Consider the following 18,281-nt stretch of genomic DNA (forward strand, 5'->3'; position numbering starts at 1 on the left):
GTTTTCGTTTTAGGTGAGTGGTTTCACGCCTTTGGCTCTGCGGCTCTGAGAAGACCGGGACTCCCGCGGGAGTCCCGGTCTTCTCACCTGTGACGGGTCCGTGCCGGAAGGCGGCCCTACGGCTGGGACGCGCGGCGGTGCAGCACGACCCCGAGGCCGCTCGCGGCCAGCAGGACGGCCCCGGCCAGGACCAGGATCACCGCGCCGCCCACGGCCCCGTCGGTCCAGTCCCAGACCGCCTCGGGAACGGCGAGCGTCAACCCGGCCACTCCGCTGACGATCAGCACCCAGGTACGCCGGCGCCCGTACAGCGCCAGGCAGGCCAGCGCGATCACCGCGGTCAGCCAGTACCCCCAGGCCTCCCCGTCCCACAGGACGGGCCACTGCCCGCCGAAGAGCGCGATGGCGGCGCCCATGCCCAGCCCCAGGCCGCCGGGGGCGAGCAGCCCGGCGAGGGCGAGCGCCAGGATGAGCACGCCCAGTGCGACGTAGGCGAGGCCCCAGCCGGCGCCCTCCTGCCTGACGAAGAGGTCCAGCAGGCCGGTCACCGTGAGCAGGGCGAACCCACCGCAGGCCAGCAGGCCGATCGCGGTGGGCAGCAGCACGTAGGCCACCGCCGCGACCACCAGCCCGGCCAGGCCGGCGACGAGTCCCTCGTGGCGGTCGGCGGCGACCCCCGCGCAGAGGGCGGCCGTACCCGAGCCCAGCGCGGCGAGCGTGGCGGCGACCCTGCCCTGTACCGCGGCCGTCCTGCCGGTCGCGGACCGCGCGGCCCGGCCGAGCCCGGTGGCCACCGCCAGCAGCAGGACGGTGACCACGGCGAGCGCCGTGATCTTCGTCGGCTGGGTCATCCGCTCCCAGCCCAGCGCGACGAATGCGGCGGCACCGGCCAGGACGAGTCCCCCGCCGACGTAGGCGAGGATCTCGCTCCATCTGACCCGGTCCCCGGCGCCCCGGTCGCGCAGCGCCTCGCCCACGGCGAGGGTGACCGGCTCCACCTGCTCCGCCTGGAGCTCACCGGACTCCACCAGCCTGGCCAGTGCCCGCCGTATGGCGTCAATGTCGCTCATGTCCGAAATCGTGGCACAACCTGCCCGGAGTAGCACCCTCCGGATTCGTGGGACGGATGCGAAAATGGAATACCACTGTTACTGGAGTGCGATCGTTGCTTTGATGGGCCCATGTCAATTCGTGGCACGTTCCTGGGCATCCTGACCGCCGCCCTGGCGCTCTCCGCGCTGCCGGCACAGAGCGCGTCCGCCGAGCGCGGGTGGGGCGCCCCCGTCCTGGTGGAGAACTTCGACGGCACCCGGGTCGACGGCCGTAGGTGGGTCGTCTACCACTCCCCCAACGCCGAGACCAACCCGCGCACCGGGCGGGCCACGAGCGTGGGCGGCGGCGCCCTGCGGCTCAAGGGCGGCATCGTGGCAGGCAGGGACCTGTCCGGTGGCATCGCGACCCGCTCGGCGCAGCGGTACGGGCGCTGGGAGGTGCGGCTGCGGGCCGAGCGCGGCGCCGGCTACACCCCGGTGGCCCTGCTCTGGCCATCCGACCAGGGCCGTGGGGAGTACGCGGAGATCGACTTCGCCGAGATCATCGATCCGGCCCGCAGATCGGGCGGGATCTTCGTGCACCGCGGCGACGGCCCCCAGGCCCAGCGGCAGATGCGGGCCGACTTCACCCGGTGGCACACGGTCGCGGTCGACTGGCTGCCCGGACGGCTGACGTTCTGGCTGGACGGCGCGAAGGTGTGGGACTACCGGGGGCCGAACGTGCCGAGGGGCCGCTCCATGCACCTGGCGCTGCAGAACGACGTGACGTGCAACGAGTGGTCGCCGTGCCGCAACCGCTCCACTCCGCCGACGGTCAGCATGTACGTGGACTGGGTAAAGATCTACCGGGCCGCCGTTTAGCGCGGCCGGGGCCTTTTCAGAGCAGGCGGATCGCCTTGAGGGCGAGGTGGACCAGCAGGCGATTCTCGCCGTCGGCGAGGTCGCGGCCGGTGAGCCGCTCGGCCTTGGCCAGCCGGTAGTAGAGCGTCTGGCGGTGCACGCCGAGCGCGGTGGCGGTCTCCTGGACGTGACCCGCGCGGTCGAGATAGCTCTCCACGGTCCTGACCAGTTCCGGGTCCCGGGCCAGCCCCGCGACCTCCTCCGCCAGTTCCCGCAGCCCGGCCTGGGACATGCGGGCGAGCAGCCGGTAGACCCCCAGCCCCGACCAGGCGGCGACGGGCCCCAGCGCGGGCACCCGGCCGGCGACGCCGAGCGCGTGCACGGCCTCCCGCCAGCTCCGCCAGGCCTGGGCGGGATCGTCCCGGGTGGCGCCGACACCCACCACCGTGCCGTACATGCCCTGGATCCGGCCCGCCAACTCCCCCGCCTGGCCCGCCGGGACCAGCAGCGCGACCAGCGGCTCGTCCCCGGCGGGGAACGCCGGATCGGCGAGCACGCCGCGCGGGAGCGTCCAGAGGGCGGCGACCCGGTCCGGCGAGCTGCGGGCGGCGATCGCCGCCACCGGACCGCGCAGGTCCAGCCTCGACAGCGCCCAGGAACGCTCCTCGGTGTCGGAGGAGAACAGTCCTCGCAGGCTCGCCCCCATGTCCTGGCGGCTGCGGGCCTCCTGCGCGAGGACCGCGGCGGCCCGGGAGACCAGATCGCCGACCGAGGCCAGGACGTCGTCGCCGAGCGTGCCGTCGTCGAGCAGCCACAGGTAACCGTAGGTCACCTCGCGGTGCCGCAGCGGCACGCACACCCGGGCGAGCACCCCCAGGTCGGCGTCGGCGGGGATGCGCACCGGCCCGTGGGCGCCGGCGATGCCGTATCCCTCGAAGTAGGCCCGCACCTGGTCGGTCGCGCGGCGCCGCAGAATGGACTCCTGGCGCACCATGTCGATGTCACCGCTCTGCGCGGCATAGGCCAGGAGCTGGAACGAGCGGTCCTCCAGGGTGGCGGAGGCACCGAGCCTGGTGGCGATCTCGTCGACTGTCTCCTGTAACACCTCACCATTGTTGTACATGTGTATGAACACTCTTCCCGCCGGTCGTGGCAGATGCACATGATGGTCGGCCTGAGCAGGGTTTTAGGGTGAATACATGCTCGGTTCCCTCCTTCTCGGCGCATCCCGGTTGCCGCTGGTACGGCGCGCGGTCTCCGGCGTACCACTGACACGCAAGGTCGTCGACCGCTTCGTCGCGGGCGAGACGCCCCAGGACGCGGTCGAGGTGATCCGTCGCCTCGCCGCCGCGGGCCTGGCCGTCAGCGTCGACCACCTGGGTGAGGAGACGAAGGACGCCGCTGCCGCCGCCCAGACGGCCAGGGCGTACACCACTCTGCTCAGCCCCCTGGGCGAGCTGGGGCTCGGCGACCGCGCCGAGGTTTCGGTGAAGCTCTCGGCGGTCGGCCAGGCGCTGGGCGCCGACGGTGACAAGATCGCTTTGGAGAACGCGCGGCAGATCTGCGAGGCCGCCCGCGCCTGCGGGGCGAACGTGACCCTCGACATGGAGGACCACACCACCGTCGACTCCACGCTGGAGACGCTGCGGGCCCTGCGCGAGGACTTCCCCTCCGTCGGCGTCGCGGTGCAGTCCTATCTGTTCCGCAGCGAGGCCGACTGCCGCGACCTGGCCTACCAGGGCTCCCGGGTCCGCCTGGTCAAGGGCGCCTACGCCGAACCGGCCTCGGTGGCCCACCGGAACAAGAACGAGGTCGACCGAGCCTACGTGCGCTGCCTGCGCATTCTCATGTCGGGTGCCGGCTACCCGATGGTGGCGACGCACGACGACCGGCTGATCTCCATCACCGAGACGCTCGCCGACCGGTTCGGCCGCTCCCCCGGTGACTACGAGTACCAGATGCTCTACGGAATCAGGACGGACCGGCAGCAGGCCCTGGCGGGCGCCGGCCATGTCATGCGCGTCTACGTCCCCTACGGCGACGACTGGTACGGCTACTTCATGCGCCGGCTGGCCGAGCGTCCGGCGAACATCGCCTTCTTTCTTCGTGCCCTTGGAGGCAAGTGATGGATGCCATCTCCACAGTTCCCGCCCCGATCAACGAGCCGGTGCTCGGCTACGCGCCGGGCAGTGCCGAGCGCACCGCGCTGGAGAACCGCGTCAAGGAGCTGGCCGGGGCCCAGCTGGATCTGACGATGACGATCGGCGGCGAGCAGCGGATGGGCGGCGGCGCCCCGATCGACGTGGTCCAGCCGCACAACCACGCCTCCGTGCTCGGCCGTACGGCCGACGCCACCGCCGGCGACGTGCGCGCGGCGATCGACGCCGCGCTGCGGGCGGCGCCCGCGTGGCGCGCCATGCCGTTCGACGAGCGGGCCGCGATCTTCCTGCGGGCCGCCGACCTGCTGGCCGGCCCCTACCGGCAGACGCTGAACGGCGCGACGATCCTGGGCCAGTCCAAGTCCGCGCAGCAGGCGGAGATCGACTCGGCCTGCGAGCTGATCGACTTCCTGCGCTTCAACGTGGACTTCGCCCGCAGGCTCCTCAGTGACCAGCCGATCTCGTCGTCCGGCGTGTGGAACCGGATGGAGTACCGGCCGCTGGAGGGCTTCGTCCTGGCGATCACCCCGTTCAACTTCACGGCCATCGCCGGGAACCTGCCGTCGGCTCCGGCCCTGATGGGCAACGTGGTCGTCTGGAAGCCCTCCCCCACCCAGCAGTTCGCCGCGCACTTCACCATGCGCCTGCTGGAGGAGGCCGGGCTTCCGCCGGGCGTCATCAACATGGTGACCGGCAACGGCGCCGCCGTCTCCGAGGTCGCGACGACCCACCCCGACCTGGCGGGCATCCACTTCACCGGCTCCACGGCGACCTTCCAGCACCTGTGGTCCACGGTCGGCGCCAACATCACCTCCTACCGGTCCTACCCGCGTCTGGTCGGCGAGACCGGCGGCAAGGACTTCGTGCTGGCCCACCCCTCCGCCGATCCCGGTGTGCTCGCCACCGCGCTGGTCCGCGGCGCCTTCGAGTACCAGGGGCAGAAGTGCTCGGCCGCCTCCCGGGCCTACGTGCCGCGCTCGGTCTGGTCGGTGATCCGCGACGAGCTGGTGGGCACCGCCGAGTCGCTGACCGTCGGCGACGTGGCCGCCGACCTGTCGACCTTCATGGGCGCGGTCATCGACGGGCGGGCGTTCGCCAAGCACAGGGCCGCGATCGACCGGGCCCGCTCGCTCGACTCGATCAACGTGCTGACCGGCTCGTACGACGACTCGACCGGCTACTTCGTGAGGCCGACCATCCTGGAGTCGGCCGATCCCACCGACGAGATCTTCGTCAAGGAGTACTTCGGCCCGATCCTCGGCGTGCACGTCTACGACGACGCGGACTTCGACGCGGTGCTCGACCAGATGGAGGGTGTCTCCCCGTACGCGCTGACCGGCTCGATCATCGCCCAGGACCGCTACGCGATCACCTCGGCGTCGGAGCGGCTGCGCTTCGCGGCGGGCAACCTCTACATCAACGACAAGCCGACCGGCGCGGTCGTCGGCCAGCAGCCCTTCGGCGGGGCCCGCGCCTCGGGCACCAACGACAAGGCCGGGTCGATCCTCAACCTCACCCGCTGGGTCAACGCCCGGACGATCAAGGAGACGTTCGTCCCGCCGACCGACCACCGCTACCCGCACATGGGCTGACATCCGGCGAGCCGGACGCGCCATCCCGGACGGTCGACGGCCTGCCGACGCTTGCCAGGATCCGCTGCCCCGGCCGCCGGAGACGCCCCTCGGCGACAGGTGAGACGCGAAGCGCCCCGATCAGGACGGCCCGAGCGCGAAGAGCACGGCGCCCGGGTCTCGAACATCGAGACCCGGGCGCCGCGTGTTCTCCCCTGTGAGGAAACGGAGCACCGGCGGTAGCCGGTGCGGATATTCGTGACAGGCCCGCAGTCCGGTGGTGACGATGAGCACTACCGGCTTCTGATCCGGCTCGGTCGTGCCACGCGCGGCACCGTCACCTGCTCGTCGCGTTCGACGAGGCGATCACCGGTAGGCGGGCATCCCGGTGATCGCCTCACCGAGTACCAGGGTGTGGATCTCGTGCGTGCCCTCGTAGGTGGAGACCGACTCCAGGTTGGTCATGTGCCGGATCACCGGGTACTCCAGCGTGATCCCGTTCGCGCCGAGACAGCCGCGCGCCTCGCGCGCGACGTCGAGGGCCTGCCGGACGTTGTCCAGCTTGCCGAAGCTCACCTGAGCCGGCACCAGCCTGCCCGCGTCCTTGAGCCGCCCCAGGTGAATCGCCAGCAGGCTCGACCGGTTGACGCTGACCGCCATCTCGGCCAGCTTCCGCTGCACCAGCTGGAAACCGGCCACCGGCTTGCCGAACTGCGTGCGGGAGACGCTGTACTCCACCGCCGCCTCGTAGCACGCCCGTGCCGCGCCGACCGCGCCGAACAGGATCCCGAACCTCGCCTCGTTCAGGCAGGACAGCGGGCCCTTCAGCCCCACGACGCCGGGCAGCACCGCGTCCTCGGGCAGCCGCACGTCCTCCAGCACCAGTTCGGAGGTCACCGAGGCCCGCATGGAGAGCTTCCCGTGCACGTCCCTGGTGCTGAACCCCGGCGTGTCGGTGGGGACCACGAAGCCCCGCACGCCTTCCTCGGCTCGGGCCCACACCACGGCCACATCCGCGATGCCACCGTTGGTGATCCACATCTTGGTCCCGTTGAGAACCCAGTCGGAACCGTCCCGGCGGGCCGTCGTCCGCATGCTGCCGGGGTCGCTGCCGGAGTCCGGCTCGGTCAGCCCGAAGCACCCGATGGCCTCCCCCGCCGCCATCCGCGGCAGCCAGGTCTCCCGCTGCTCCTCCGATCCGTAGGCGCGAATCGGGAACATCGCCAGGGAACCCTGCACGGACACGAAACTGCGCAGGCCGCTGTCACCCGCCTCCACCTCCAGGCAGGCCAGGCCGTAGGAGACCGCGTTGGTACCGGCACAGCCGTAGCCGTCCAGGTGCATGCCGAGCAGCCCCAGGGAGCCGAGTTCCTTGGCGATCTCGCGCGGGAACACCCCACTCTCGTACCAGTCGCCGATCTCCGGCAACACCCGCTCCCTGACGAAACGGCGGACCGTGTCGCGGATCTCCCTCTCCTCGGTGTCGAGCAGCGAGTCGATGTCGAGGAAGTCGTACGGATCAAGTCCGGCGGAACGTTTGTTCACTTCGTGCCTCACCTGTTGCCAAGTCGAAAGGTGTCATCTACCAGGAGCGACGGGACGCGTCGATCCGCGCGACACCTCGGTCGATCACCACGGTCCCGTCCGCCCGGACGGTCTGGAACATCACGTCGGCCCCGTCCAGCCACAGGCGGACCTCCAGAGCCTCCCCGGGGACGACGATGCCGCGGAACCGGCCGCCGATGGCGGTGAGCAGATCCGGATCGCCGCCGCAGGCGGCCGCCACGACGGCCCTGCCGGTGAAGCCGTACGTGCACATCCCGTGCAGGATCGGCCGGTCGAACCCGCCACGGGCCGCGAACGCGGGATCCGAGTGCAGGGGGTTGCGGTCACCGGTCAGGCGGTAGAGCAGCGCCTGTTCCGGACGGGTCTGGTAGCGCACGATCTCGTCCGGAGAACGCGCCGGCCGCTTCCAGTCGTCGGCGGCCCCCCGGGGGCCGCCGAAGCCTCCCGCACCCCGGATGAAGGCGGCCGACCGGGTGGAGAACATCGGCGCGCCGGAGATGGGATCGACCGCGCGGACGCCGGTCCACACGATCGCCCCGCTGCCCTTGTCATGGATCGCCAGCACTTCGGCGGTCAGTCTCGCCCGGCCGGAGACCGCCGTCGGGGCCGCCAGCTCCAGGTGCTGCTCGGCGTGGAGCAGCCGGCTCCTGTCGTACGAACCGATGTCCGGCCTGGACACCCGCTGGCTGAGCAGCGCGCCGAAGGTCGGCAGCACCCGCTGGCGCAGGTTCTCGCTGTTCTCCGTGGTCACCGACAGCTCGGCGCCCGGATCCTGCCCGGCGCCGACCGAGACGGCGTAGAGCAGCGCCTCGTCGGATCCCCACGAGATGTCCACCGGCTCGCTGATCCGGCCGACCGCGTCGAGGTCGAGGGCCATGTCAGGCCCCGTCCAGCTGGGGCAGCCGGGGGTTCTGCACGGACTGGGCCAGCAGCTTGCGGACCGCTCCGTCGATCTCCTCGGCGCGCCACAGCCGGGGAAGCTCCGCGGTGGGGCCGACGTTCCAGCCCTCGTACACGCTGAGCAGTCCTCCGCTGGACCCGAAGACCTGTCCGGTGACGCCGGCGGACCGCTCGCTGCCCAGCCAGGCGACCAGCGGCGAGATGGCGGCCGGGTCGTAGGGGTCGAAGTCCCCCTCGGGCTCGGCCATCAGCCCCTCGGTCATCCGGGTTCGCGCTCCGGGAGCGACCGCGTTGACGGTGATCCCGTACGGAGCGAGTTCCATGGCCGCGATCACGGTGAAGCCGGCGATGCCCGCCTTGGCCGCCCCGTAGTTGGTCTGGCCGATGTTACCGAGCAGGCCGGACGAGGACGAGGTGTTGACCAGGCGCGCGGACGGCTTCTCGCCCGCCTTGGCACGCGCCTTCCAGTACCGGGCGGCGGCGCGGGACGGCGCGAAGGTTCCCTTCAGGTGGACCCTGATGACGTCGTCCCACTCCTCCTCCGTCATGTTGGTCAGCGTGCGGTCACGCACGATGCCGGCGTTGTTCACCAGCACGTCCAAGGTGCCGAACCGGTCGACGGCGGTCTGCACCATGGCCTCGGCCGAGGCCATGTCGGCGATGTCGCCGTGGTCGGCGACGGCCTCGCCTCCCATCGCCTCGATCTCCGCGACGACCGCGTCGGCCGGCGTGCGCGAGCCACCCGCGCCGCCACGCTCGACACCCCGGTCGTTGACGACCACCTTGGCCCCCTGGCGGGCGAACTCCAGCGCGTGGAAGCGGCCGATGCCGTTGCCCGCACCGGTCACGATCACCACGCGTCCCTCACACAACCGCGACATCCGTCCTCCTGTTCACATGTTTCGACAATGGGGTGGCGCCTCAGGCGGCGGCGACCTCTTCCGCGCCGAGCACCAGGACGCCCGCGCTCATGAACGAGCCGCCGTTCCCCAGCACGACGCTGGTCCGCACCCCGTCCACCTGGGCCGCGGCCTCCCCGCGTACCTGGCGTACGGACTCGCAGATGGCGAACATGCCGTACATCCCGGTGTGCGTGTACGCGAGACCACCACCGTTGGTGTTCATCGGAAGCCGCCCGCCGGGGGCCGTGTGCCCCTCCTCGACGAATCCGAAGGACTCCCCGCGGCCCACGAAGCCCAGATCCTCCAGCCCGTACAGCGGGACGTGCGCGAAGGCGTCGTAGATCATCAGGTGGTCCACCTCGGAGTGCGAGACCCCGGCCTCCGCGAACGCCGCGCGGCCGGCATCCCGGAACGCGCGGGACGACGTCAGGTCCGCCATCTGCGAGATGGCCGACGACTCTCCCGCCTCACCGGCCCCCAGCAGGTACACGGGAGGTTTCGGCCCGTCGGCGGCCCGCCGGGCGGAGGTGACCACCACCGCGGCGCCGCCATCGGTGACCAGGCAGCACTCCAGCAGGTGGAGCGGGTAGGAGATCATCTTGGAGGACAGCACGTCGTCGACGGTGATCTCGTCCCGCAGCTTCGCCCGCGGGTTGAGGGCGGCCCACTTCCGCTGGACGACCGGCACCATCGCCAGCTGTTCCGGTGTCATGCCGTACTGCTTCATGTAGCGCAGTACCCCGATGGGGAACGTCGACGGTGCGAAGACCCCGCCGTAGGGCACCTCGAACTGCCCGCGCATCGACTGCGGCGCGGGGGCCCACGGCTGCATGCCGACCCGGGACCTGCCGGACTCGCCGTGGGTGATCAGGACCGTCTCGCAGAGCCCGGCCATGATCGCGGCGGCGGCGTGCCGGACGTGCAGCATGAACGACGTCCCGCCGACCATCGTCCCGTCCAGGTAGGAGGGGTTGATACCCAGGTAGTCGGCGACGTCCAGCGGGCTCTCCCCCGCGCAGGCCACCCCGTCGACGTCCGCGACGGTGAGCCCCGCGTCGCGCAGCGCGGCCAGCCCGGACTCGGCGTGCAGCTGCAGCGCGGACTTGTCGGGGATGCGCCCGAGCTGCTCGGACTCGGCGGCTCCGACGATCGCGACCCTGCCTCGGATGCTCATCGGCCACCGCCCGCCGGCTGGAACTTCGGAACGGCGACGTCACCGTGCTTGTCGAAGACGACCTCGAGATCCATGTCGAGGACAAGGTGCTCCGGGTCGTTGGGAACCCCGACGATGTTGGACATGAGTCTTGGACCCTCCTCGAGCTCCACCACCGCCACGGCGTACGGTCCCTCGTTCTCGAAGCCGGGCGACGGCCGGTGGGCGATCAGGTAGGAGTGCAGCTTGCCCCTGCCGGTGGCGGTGAACCACTCGATGTCCGGCGACGAGCAGAAGGGGCAGACCGAGCGCGGGTAGAGGAACGCCTTACCGCACGGGACGCACCGCGGCAGCCGCAGCTCACCGGCCGCGGCGCCGTCCCAGTAGGGCCGGGTCTCGGGGGTGGGCTTCGGCGCCTGCTTCCCCTCGTTGCGGGCCACGTCAGACCCCCACCCGGACGGCGAGCTGCTCGCGGTGCAGGTCGGAGTCTCCGAAAAGGTGCTGGGAGGCCTTCGCCCTCTTGAAGTAGAGGTGGGCGTCGTGCTCCCAGGTGTAGCCGATCCCACCGAGTACCTGGATCATCTCTCCGGTGATGGCCGTGTAGGCGTCCGAGCAGACCGCCTTCGCCACGGAGGTCGCGATGGGCAGGTCCTCCGCGTCGTCGGCGACCGCGGCCGCCGCGTAGTACGCCGCGGAGCGCGCCGCCTCCAGGTCGAGCAGCATGTCGGCGCACTTGAACTTGATGGCCTGGAAGCTGCCGATGGGGACGCCGAACTGCTCGCGGACCTTGGCGTACTCCACGGCCACCTCCAGGGACCGCGCGGCACCGCCCACCTGCTCGCACGCCAGGCCGGCGGCCGCGATGCCGAGGGTCGCGTCCAGCACCCGCCGGGCGCGGGCTCCCAGGGCGACCGCCCGGCCGCGGGCGTCGGCGAACGTCACCGTCGCCAGCCGCCGTGTCATGTCCAGCACGGGTACGTCCTCGGCGACGACGCCCGCCTCGCGGGTGTCCACGGCGAGCAGCACGGTCTCGCCCTCCTCGCCGCCCGCGACCGAGGCCAGGACGAGGAGCAGGTCCGCCTGGACGCCGTCCATCACGAACGACTTGGTCCCGGTGACGCGCCAGCCCTCGCCGTCGCGTACCGCGCTCACCCGGGGGCGGGTGGCCCGCCAGTCCCCGTCCGCCTCGACGTGGGCCAGGCTCGCGATCGCGTCGCCGGCGGCGATGCGGGGCAGCCACTCGCGGCGCAGTTCCTCGTCGTCGCCGAGCAGCAGGGCGTTGGCCGCCACGACCACGGTGGACAGGTAGGGCGAGCGCAGCAGCACCCGGCCCATCTCCTCCAGCACCACCGACTGCTCGCGGAAGCCGTAGCCCGCGCCGCCGTACTCCTCGGGAATCGCCATCGCGTGCAGTCCGAGGCTCTCCGCCATCAGCTTCCAGAGCCCCGCGTCGTAGGGCTCCTCGGACTCCAACTCCGCCCGCAGCCTGTCGGTGCTCGCGTGCTCGGTGAGCAGGCGACGCACGCCGGTGCGCAGTTCCTCCTGCTCAGCCGTGAATCCAAGCCTCATTGCCGTCTCCTTACGCTTCCTGGTGAGTGTCACGCCGACCTACCGACCACGAGGGCGTCGAGGGCCTCGACCACCGTCCCGTCGACCCGCATCGGGTTGACCTCCACTGAATCCCAGCCGTCACCCCAGCCGAGTGCCGCGTCCGCCAATGCCAGGACCGCCGCGACCACGGCGTCGACATCGCCGGCCGCACGGCCTCGTGCTCCCCGCAGGAGCGCCGCCCCCCGGAGCCCGTCGAGCATCTCGGTGACGTCTCGCGCGCTGACCGGCAGCGGCCGTATCGCCACGTCCGCCAGTACCTCCACCAGCACACCGCCGAACCCGAGGACGAGAACGGGCCCCCAGACGGGGTCGCGGTTGATGCCGACGATCAGCTCGACGCCACCGGGGCGAAAGGGCGCGACGAGCACGCCGTCCAGGCGCGCCTCCGGTACCCGGGCGGTGACCGTGGCCATCAGGCCGGTGTACGCCTCGGCCACCGCGTCGTCACCCTCGACGTCGAGGACGACGCCACCGACATCGGACTTGTGGGCGATGTCCGGCGAGCAGATCTTCAACACCACCCGGCCACCGAGCAGCCGTGCGGCCTCCACCGCGCCCGCCGCGTCCGAGACGAGGCGGTGGGGCATCACCGGGACGCCGTGGCCACCCAGCAACTCCAGCGCCCGTGCCTCCGACAGCGGGCCCTCCGGCAGAGGTGCGGACGACGTCGGCCGGGCGGCGGTCCGCTCCGCCCCGCGCAGCCGCTCCCTGCTGCCCGTGTAGCGCATCGCGTTGGCGACGGCGCGCAACCCGACCTCGACTCCCGGCAACCTGACGAGGCCGAGTTCCGCGAACAGCTCCCGGGCGAAGTCGCTGAGCCCGACACCCACCTCGTCCTGGAGCAGCACCGGGACGTCGAGCCCCTTGACGGTGTCCGCGATCGCCGCGAAGTGGGCGCGGGTGAGGTCGGGGTCGGCGGGTCGCCCGGGGGGCGCGACGAACGCCTGGAACAGCAGCAGGTCGTAGTGCTCCGCCCCGGTCCTGCCCATGATGGCGGCCGCGTCCACCGGCAGGCTCGGGTTCACCGTCGCGTAACCGGTGACATCGAGAGGGTTCTGCACGTGGGAGAAGGCCGGCAGCAGGGAGCGGAGCTCCTCCAGCGCCGCGGATGGCAGCCGCGGCAGGGTCATCCCCTCGTCGGCGGCCTTGTCCGCCACCAGCTCACAGCTTCCGCCGGACGCCGAGACCACGCCGAGGCGGCCACCGCGCGGCCGCACCCCGCGGGAGAGCAGCTCGGTCGTCGCGACGAACTCCTCCATCGAGGAGACCTCGACCACGCCGAGCTCCCGCAGCACCGCGGACGTCACCGCGGCGTCTCCCGCCAGCGCCCCGGTGTGCGACATCGCCGTTCGCCGGGCCACCTCACTGCGCCCGACCGGGAGCACCACGACCGGCCGGTCGAGTTCGAGCGCGCGCTCCGCCAGCGACCGGAAGCCCTCGGCGTCCCTGAACGCCTCGAGGAACAGGCCGATCGCCCCGGTCTCCTCGCTCTCGATGAGATACCGCGCCACATCGGTGGACGAGAGCGTGGCCTCGTTCCCGGTGCCCGCCAGCATGCCGACCCCCACACCCCAGGCTCTGGCCAGGGAGAGCAACGGCTTCATCAGGCCGCCCGACTGCAGGACGAACGAGGCACCGCCGGGGTCGGGCAGGTTCGGCAGCGCGAGGCCGAACGGTACGACCTGGTGCCGCACGTCCACGTACCCGCTGCCGTTCGGCCCCAGCAGGTGGATGCCGGTCTCCTCCACCGCCGCGACGAGCTCGCGCTGTAGCGCTCGGCCGTCGTCCGTCTCCCCGAATCCCGCGGTGAGCACGATGGCGCCGCCGATCCCGTTCGCGGCCGCCTCGCGCAGGATGTCGGGAACGGTGTCGCGCGGGGACATGATGTAGGCCAGGTCGACCGCCTCTCCCAGCGCGCTGAGGGAGGCCGCCGCCGTGACACCGTGCACGGTCGCCCGCGTAGGGCTGACGCAGTGCACCGCGATCCGCGGCGAGTAGCGACGCAGGTTCTCGAAGGCGTTGACCGACCACATGGAACGTTCCGTCGCACCGACGAGGGCGACCGAGCGCGGCCGGAAGAGCGTGCTCAGGTCCGACGTCGCCCGCGCCGCCTCCGACCGCGCGCCACCGGTCACGTTGTCGAGGATCGCCACGCTAGGACGACCTCGGCAGGCCGAGCACCCGTTCGGCGACGATCCGGCGCTGGACCTCGCTCGTTCCCGCGAAGATCGTCTCAGCGCGGCTGGTGAGGAACGTCTTCTGCCAGCGCCCCACCCGGTAGCCGTCGCCCGAGGGACGCACCAGCGCCTCCGCGCCCTCGATGTCGATGGCGATCTCGCCCAGTTTCCGGTGGTACTCGCTCCAGACCAGCTTGGTCAGCGACGCCTCGGCGCCCAGTTCCCCGCCGGAGGCGAGGGTGGCGAGAACCCGCTGGCCGGTGGCCTTCATGACGTGCACCTGACAGTAGGCCCAGGCCAGCTTCTGGCGGATGAGCGGATCGGCGTCCCTGCCGAGTTCCCTGGCCCGCTCGACCAGGGCCTCCCACTCCTTCTCGTACTCCAGGTGCTGGACGGCGGCCACCGCGCCACGCTCGCTGCCGAGGGTGGTCATCGCGGACCGCCACCCGTTGTTGAGACCCCCGATGACGTTGAACAGGGGAGCTCGGGCGCCGTCGATGTACTCCTGGGAGAACGCGTCCTCACCCGACATGGTGATCAGCGGCCGCACCGTGATCCCGTTGTCCTTCATGGGGACGAGCACGTAGGAGATGCCCTTGTGCTTGGGGGCGTGCGGGTCGGTCCGGCACAGCAGGAACAGCGTGTCGGCGAGATGTGCGCGGGATGTCCAGATCTTCTGCCCGGTGATGACGATCTCGTCACCCTCCACGACCCCCTGGGTGGCGACGGCGGCCAGGTCCGAGCCGGCATCGGGCTCGGAGAAACCCTGGCAGTACCTGTCCTCGCCGCTGACGACACGCGGCAGGAAGTACGCCTTCTGCTCAGGGGTGCCGTGCGCGAGGATGGCCGGACCGGCGAGGCGCTCCCCCATCCCCCGGGTCACGCGCGGCATGTCCGCGCGTGCGAACTCCTCGGCGAGGACGGCCATCTCCAGGTCGTCCAGTCCACGGCCGCCGTACTCCACGGGCCAGTGCGGACAGACCAACCCGGCTTCCAGCGACGCCTTCTCCCAGGCGAGGAAGTCCTCGTAGAGCGGCGACTCAGGGTTCCGCCAGGCTTCGCGTTCCAGCTCGTACTCGCCCATCGACGCGAGTGCCGGCCGCCGATGCTCACTCAACCACTGTCGCAGTTCGGCGCGGAAGTCCTCGAGCCGTTTATCGCCGAAGTCGGTCGTCATCCAATCCTCCTCAGCACAGACGCTCACACAGCGATGGTGTGGAATCCCTCGAACATTCGAGGCGTTGAATATCCAGAATCGTACCGGCCAGTTGGTATGATGTCGAGAACTTTCTCCTCGACCGCCCAGGGAGCCCCCCGATGCTCGCCGCATTCGCGCACGCCACGTCGGCCGACGACCCCGTCAGTGCCCTGTCCGTCGGAGAGCGCCCCGAACCGGTACCGCCGGACGGCTGGGTGCCGATCACGGTGCGGGCCGCCTCGCTCAACCACCACGACGTGTGGACGCTGCGCGGCGCCGTCACTCCGGCAGGAGGCCTTCCCTGCGTACTGGGCACCGACGCGGCCGGAGTGGACGACGACGGCAACGAGTACGTGATCCACGCAGTCCTCGGCGACCCCGCGCGCGGCCGTGGTGACGAGACCCTCGACCCGGAACGGTCCGTGCTCTCGGACGCGGGGTACGGGACCCTGGCCGCGCGGATCGTCGTCCCGCGCCGCAACCTGGTCCCGAAACCCGCCGCGCTCTCCTGGGCCGAGGCGGCCTGCCTGCCCACCGCGTGGCTGACCGCCTACCGCATGCTGTTCACCAAGGCTCGGGCGCGGCCCGGTGACCGGGTGCTGGTGCAGGGCGCCGGAGGCGGGGTGGCCACGGCCGCGATCCTGCTGGCCCGCGCCGCGGGACTGTGGGTGCGCGTGGTCACGCGGGACCCCGCCAAGGCCGGACGAGCCGCCGAGCTCGGCGCGCACGAGGTCGTCATGTCCGGGGCGCGGCTGCCGTCCGACTGCGACGTCGTCCTCGACACCGTGGGGCAGGCCACCTGGAAGTCCTCTCTCGCCGCGGTACGCCCGGGCGGCACCGTGGTGCTCTCCGGCGCGACCACCGGCTTCGACGCGCCGACCAACCTGGCCCGGCTCTTCTCCCGGCAGATCAACGTGCTCGGCTCGACGATGGGCACCCGGACCGAACTCGATGACCTCATCGGGTTCCTCGTCGCCGGCGGCGTCCGGCCGCTGGTGGACTCGGTGGCGCCGCTTGACTCGGCTCGTGAGCAGTTCTCCCGGCTGCTCTCCGGCCAGGTGTTCGGCAAGGTCGTGGTCGAGCCATGAGCTACGTTCAGGTCAGCCGCCGGGGTTCGGCGTTGTGGGCACGCCTGGACCGGCCGGAGCGGGCGAACGCCCTCGGCCCTGAGATCGTCGCCGGGCTGACCCGGTGGCTCGCCGACGGAGCGGCCGACCCGGCGGTGCGGACCCTGGTCGTCACCGGAACCGGCAGGGCGTTCTGCCCCGGAGCCGACGTCCGGGCCTCCGCCGCCCTGCGGGACGCGGACTCCCGCCTGGCCTTCCTGGAGAGCGGACGCGATCTGATGGCGGCGATCGAGGAGTCACCGCTGCCGGTGATCGCCGCGGTGAACGGGGCCGCGTTCGCCGGCGGGCTGGAGCTGGTCCTCGCGTGCGACCTCGTGATCGCGTCACAGGACGCGGTCTTCGGGGACCTGCACCTGCCACACGGGCGAATCCCGGCCTGGGGCGGCTCCGCGCGGCTGGTCCGCGCGGTGGGAGCCGCGCGCGCGGCCCGGATGCTGCTCCTCGGCGAACGGTTCAGCGCCGCCGAGATGACCGAGTTCGGCCTGGTGAGCCGGACGGTTCAGGGAAGCCTGCTGGTGCAGACCGCCGACGAGGCGGCACGGGTGCTGGCCGGATACGACCGGACCACCGTGGCGGAGATGACCGCGCTCATCCGGTCGGTCCGCCGGCAGACACCGCCGGAGGCGCTCCAAACCGAGTGGGCGCACTTCCAGCGGCACTTCACCGGCCACGGCGACCCCGGAGCCGTCACGATCCGTCGCTGAGCGACCGGGCCGCGGTCACTCCCGGTGCTGCTCGCGCGTCACGGCGCGGCCGGTCAGAAAGGACAGCGCGAGCAGCCCGACCACGGCAAGGCAGACGAGTCCGGAGACACCCAGGGCCTGCCGTGCTCCGACCAGGTTGGCGAACCAGCCGAAGATCGGCGCCCCCGCCGGGACCCAGACGAAGAAGGCGATCACGTACAGCGCCATCATGCGCCCCTGGACGTTCGCGGGTGAGCGCAGTTGCAGCGCCGAGATGGCCGAGGTGCCGAACACCTGCATCGTCACACCCGCGACGAACAGCCCGGCGGCCAGGATGAGCCCTGACGGGAGCGTGGACACCAGCACCGTCACCGCGGCGAAGAGCGCCGACCAGGCGAGCAGGGTCCGGTTGGTCGGCTCGGACCTCAGCGACGCCGCCAGCCCCGCCCCCACGATGCCGCCAGCCCCGATCATCGCCGTCAACGCGCCGAAGCTCCCCGCCGCGTCCTTCTCCGTGGAGTCCACCAGCAGCGGGATGGCCAGTTGCAGGTGGGTCATGCCGATGCCGAGCATCAGCCCTCCCAGCAGCGGCACGAGATAGGCCGGCGCGCGCAGGTCCGCGAGACCCCGGCGACCGCCCGCGGGCTCCTCCGCCTCCGCCTTCTCACCACCGGGCAGCGGGCGCACCCTCACCAGCGCGAGGCAGGAGACCAGGCCGAACAGCGCGACGACGGCGAACACCGCGGCGGTGCCGGAGAAGGCGATGACGCCGCCGGCCAGGGCGGGCCCGGCGACGCGCGCGAGCTGGAAGACGGCGCCGTTCAGCCCGACCGCCGCGGCCAGGAACCGGTACGGGACGAGCTGCCGGGGGTAGGCCAGCCGCACGGGCGCGTCCAGCGCTCCCGGAACGCCCAGCAGGACGGCGAAGACGTAGGCGATCGGCAGCGTCACGGCGTCACCGGCGATCAGCACCGCGAGGACGACACTGGCCAGCACGACGACGCTCTGCGTCATCAGCATGATCCGGCGCTTGTCGAACCGGTCGCCGAGCGCGCCGCCGCTCAGCCCCAGCAGGATCATCGAGATGTACTGCAGGCCGGTCACCACGCCGACCGCCACGCCGTCACCACCGGAGATCTGGACGACGAGCCACACGTGGGCGGTGCGGTGCATCCACATCGCGCCGTTGCCCAGCACCTGGGCGAGGACGAACCAGCGATAGCTCACCACGGCGAGTGCCTGGAAAGGGGACCTGCGTCCGGCCATCACGACGCCCGGCGCCACGGCGGCACGCACCGTACCGCGCCGGCAGGGGCGCCGGCCGTCACCGCGATCCGCATCG

General features: G+C 71.6%; 16 protein-coding genes. 5 read left to right on the forward strand and 11 right to left on the reverse strand.

The genetic code is table 11. From position 1 onward, the window contains the following. Nucleotides 1-116: 116 nt before the first annotated feature. The gene (locus ABT130_RS33380; RefSeq protein ID WP_350962256.1) at nt 117-1,070 is read right to left on the reverse strand and encodes a hypothetical protein; all 954 of its coding nucleotides are present in this window, start codon (nt 1,068-1,070) and stop codon (nt 117-119) included. 111 nt (nt 1,071-1,181) lie between these two features. Here ABT130_RS33380 and ABT130_RS33385 point away from each other — a divergent pair, with 111 nt between their 5' ends. Continuing rightward, the gene (locus ABT130_RS33385) at nt 1,182-1,913 is read left to right on the forward strand and encodes a glycoside hydrolase family 16 protein (RefSeq protein ID WP_350962259.1); all 732 of its coding nucleotides are present in this window, start codon (nt 1,182-1,184) and stop codon (nt 1,911-1,913) included. Between the two features lie 16 nt (nt 1,914-1,929). On the opposite strand, the gene ABT130_RS33390 is transcribed toward ABT130_RS33385, so the two are convergent. Then, a complete protein-coding gene (locus ABT130_RS33390) occupies nt 1,930-2,997 on the reverse strand; it encodes a PucR family transcriptional regulator (protein ID WP_350962261.1) in 1,068 nt (355 codons plus the stop codon). A 94-nt stretch (nt 2,998-3,091) separates the two neighbouring features. Between ABT130_RS33390 and ABT130_RS33395 the strand changes: the two genes are divergently transcribed. Beyond that, nucleotides 3,092-4,018, forward strand: coding sequence for a proline dehydrogenase family protein (locus tag ABT130_RS33395; protein ID WP_350962263.1), 927 nt, complete (start codon nt 3,092-3,094; stop codon nt 4,016-4,018). After that, nucleotides 4,018-5,643, forward strand: coding sequence for an L-glutamate gamma-semialdehyde dehydrogenase (gene pruA / locus ABT130_RS33400; protein ID WP_350929895.1), 1,626 nt, complete (start codon nt 4,018-4,020; stop codon nt 5,641-5,643). Before ABT130_RS33395 ends, pruA begins: the two co-directional genes overlap by 1 nt. A gap of 345 nt (nt 5,644-5,988) precedes the next feature. On the opposite strand, the gene ABT130_RS33405 is transcribed toward pruA, so the two are convergent. Genes ABT130_RS33405 through ABT130_RS33440 form a run of 8 tightly spaced genes read right to left on the reverse strand, consistent with a single transcriptional unit; the run spans nt 5,989 to nt 15,108 of the window. Further along, a complete protein-coding gene (locus tag ABT130_RS33405) occupies nt 5,989-7,167 on the reverse strand; it encodes an acyl-CoA dehydrogenase family protein (protein ID WP_350962266.1) in 1,179 nt (392 codons plus the stop codon). A 37-nt stretch (nt 7,168-7,204) separates the two neighbouring features. Continuing rightward, nucleotides 7,205-8,065 (reverse strand): MaoC/PaaZ C-terminal domain-containing protein, encoded by an 861-nt coding sequence (locus ABT130_RS33410; protein ID WP_350929893.1) that lies wholly within the window; start codon nt 8,063-8,065, stop codon nt 7,205-7,207. A gap of 1 nt (nt 8,066) precedes the next feature. Beyond that, on the reverse strand, nt 8,067-8,969 hold the full coding sequence (locus ABT130_RS33415) for an SDR family oxidoreductase (protein ID WP_350929892.1): 903 nt from the start codon (nt 8,967-8,969) through the stop codon (nt 8,067-8,069). Between the two features lie 40 nt (nt 8,970-9,009). Further along, nucleotides 9,010-10,164 carry a thiolase C-terminal domain-containing protein gene (locus ABT130_RS33420; RefSeq protein WP_350929891.1) on the reverse strand — a complete coding sequence of 385 codons (1,155 nt, stop codon included), beginning with the start codon at nt 10,162-10,164 and terminating at the stop codon, nt 9,010-9,012. Continuing rightward, nucleotides 10,161-10,583 carry a Zn-ribbon domain-containing OB-fold protein gene (locus ABT130_RS33425; RefSeq protein WP_350962269.1) on the reverse strand — a complete coding sequence of 141 codons (423 nt, stop codon included), beginning with the start codon at nt 10,581-10,583 and terminating at the stop codon, nt 10,161-10,163. Before ABT130_RS33425 ends, ABT130_RS33420 begins: the two co-directional genes overlap by 4 nt. Nucleotide 10,584: 1 nt before the next feature. Beyond that, on the reverse strand, nt 10,585-11,712 hold the full coding sequence (locus ABT130_RS33430) for an acyl-CoA dehydrogenase family protein (RefSeq protein WP_350929889.1): 1,128 nt from the start codon (nt 11,710-11,712) through the stop codon (nt 10,585-10,587). Nucleotides 11,713-11,741: 29 nt separating this feature from the next. Next, a complete protein-coding gene (locus ABT130_RS33435; protein WP_350962271.1) occupies nt 11,742-13,907 on the reverse strand; it encodes an acetate--CoA ligase family protein in 2,166 nt (721 codons plus the stop codon). Nucleotide 13,908: 1 nt separating this feature from the next. Continuing rightward, nucleotides 13,909-15,108, reverse strand: coding sequence for an acyl-CoA dehydrogenase family protein (locus tag ABT130_RS33440; RefSeq protein ID WP_350962273.1), 1,200 nt, complete (start codon nt 15,106-15,108; stop codon nt 13,909-13,911). 140 nt (nt 15,109-15,248) lie between these two features. Here ABT130_RS33440 and ABT130_RS33445 point away from each other — a divergent pair, with 140 nt between their 5' ends. After that, nucleotides 15,249-16,217, forward strand: coding sequence for a zinc-binding dehydrogenase (locus ABT130_RS33445; protein ID WP_350962276.1), 969 nt, complete (start codon nt 15,249-15,251; stop codon nt 16,215-16,217). Next, complete coding sequence (locus ABT130_RS33450; protein WP_350962279.1) at nt 16,214-16,960, forward strand: enoyl-CoA hydratase/isomerase family protein; 747 nt, start codon at nt 16,214-16,216, stop codon at nt 16,958-16,960. Before ABT130_RS33445 ends, ABT130_RS33450 begins: the two co-directional genes overlap by 4 nt. Nucleotides 16,961-16,975: 15 nt before the next feature. Here the strand turns inward: ABT130_RS33450 and ABT130_RS33455 are convergent, their stop codons facing one another. After that, nucleotides 16,976-18,223, reverse strand: coding sequence for an MFS transporter (locus ABT130_RS33455; protein ID WP_350962282.1), 1,248 nt, complete (start codon nt 18,221-18,223; stop codon nt 16,976-16,978). Nucleotides 18,224-18,281 lie beyond the last annotated feature (58 nt).

The sequence above is a fragment of the Streptosporangium sp. NPDC001681 genome, assembly GCF_040298085.1.
Lineage (GTDB): Bacteria > Actinomycetota > Actinomycetes > Streptosporangiales > Streptosporangiaceae > Streptosporangium.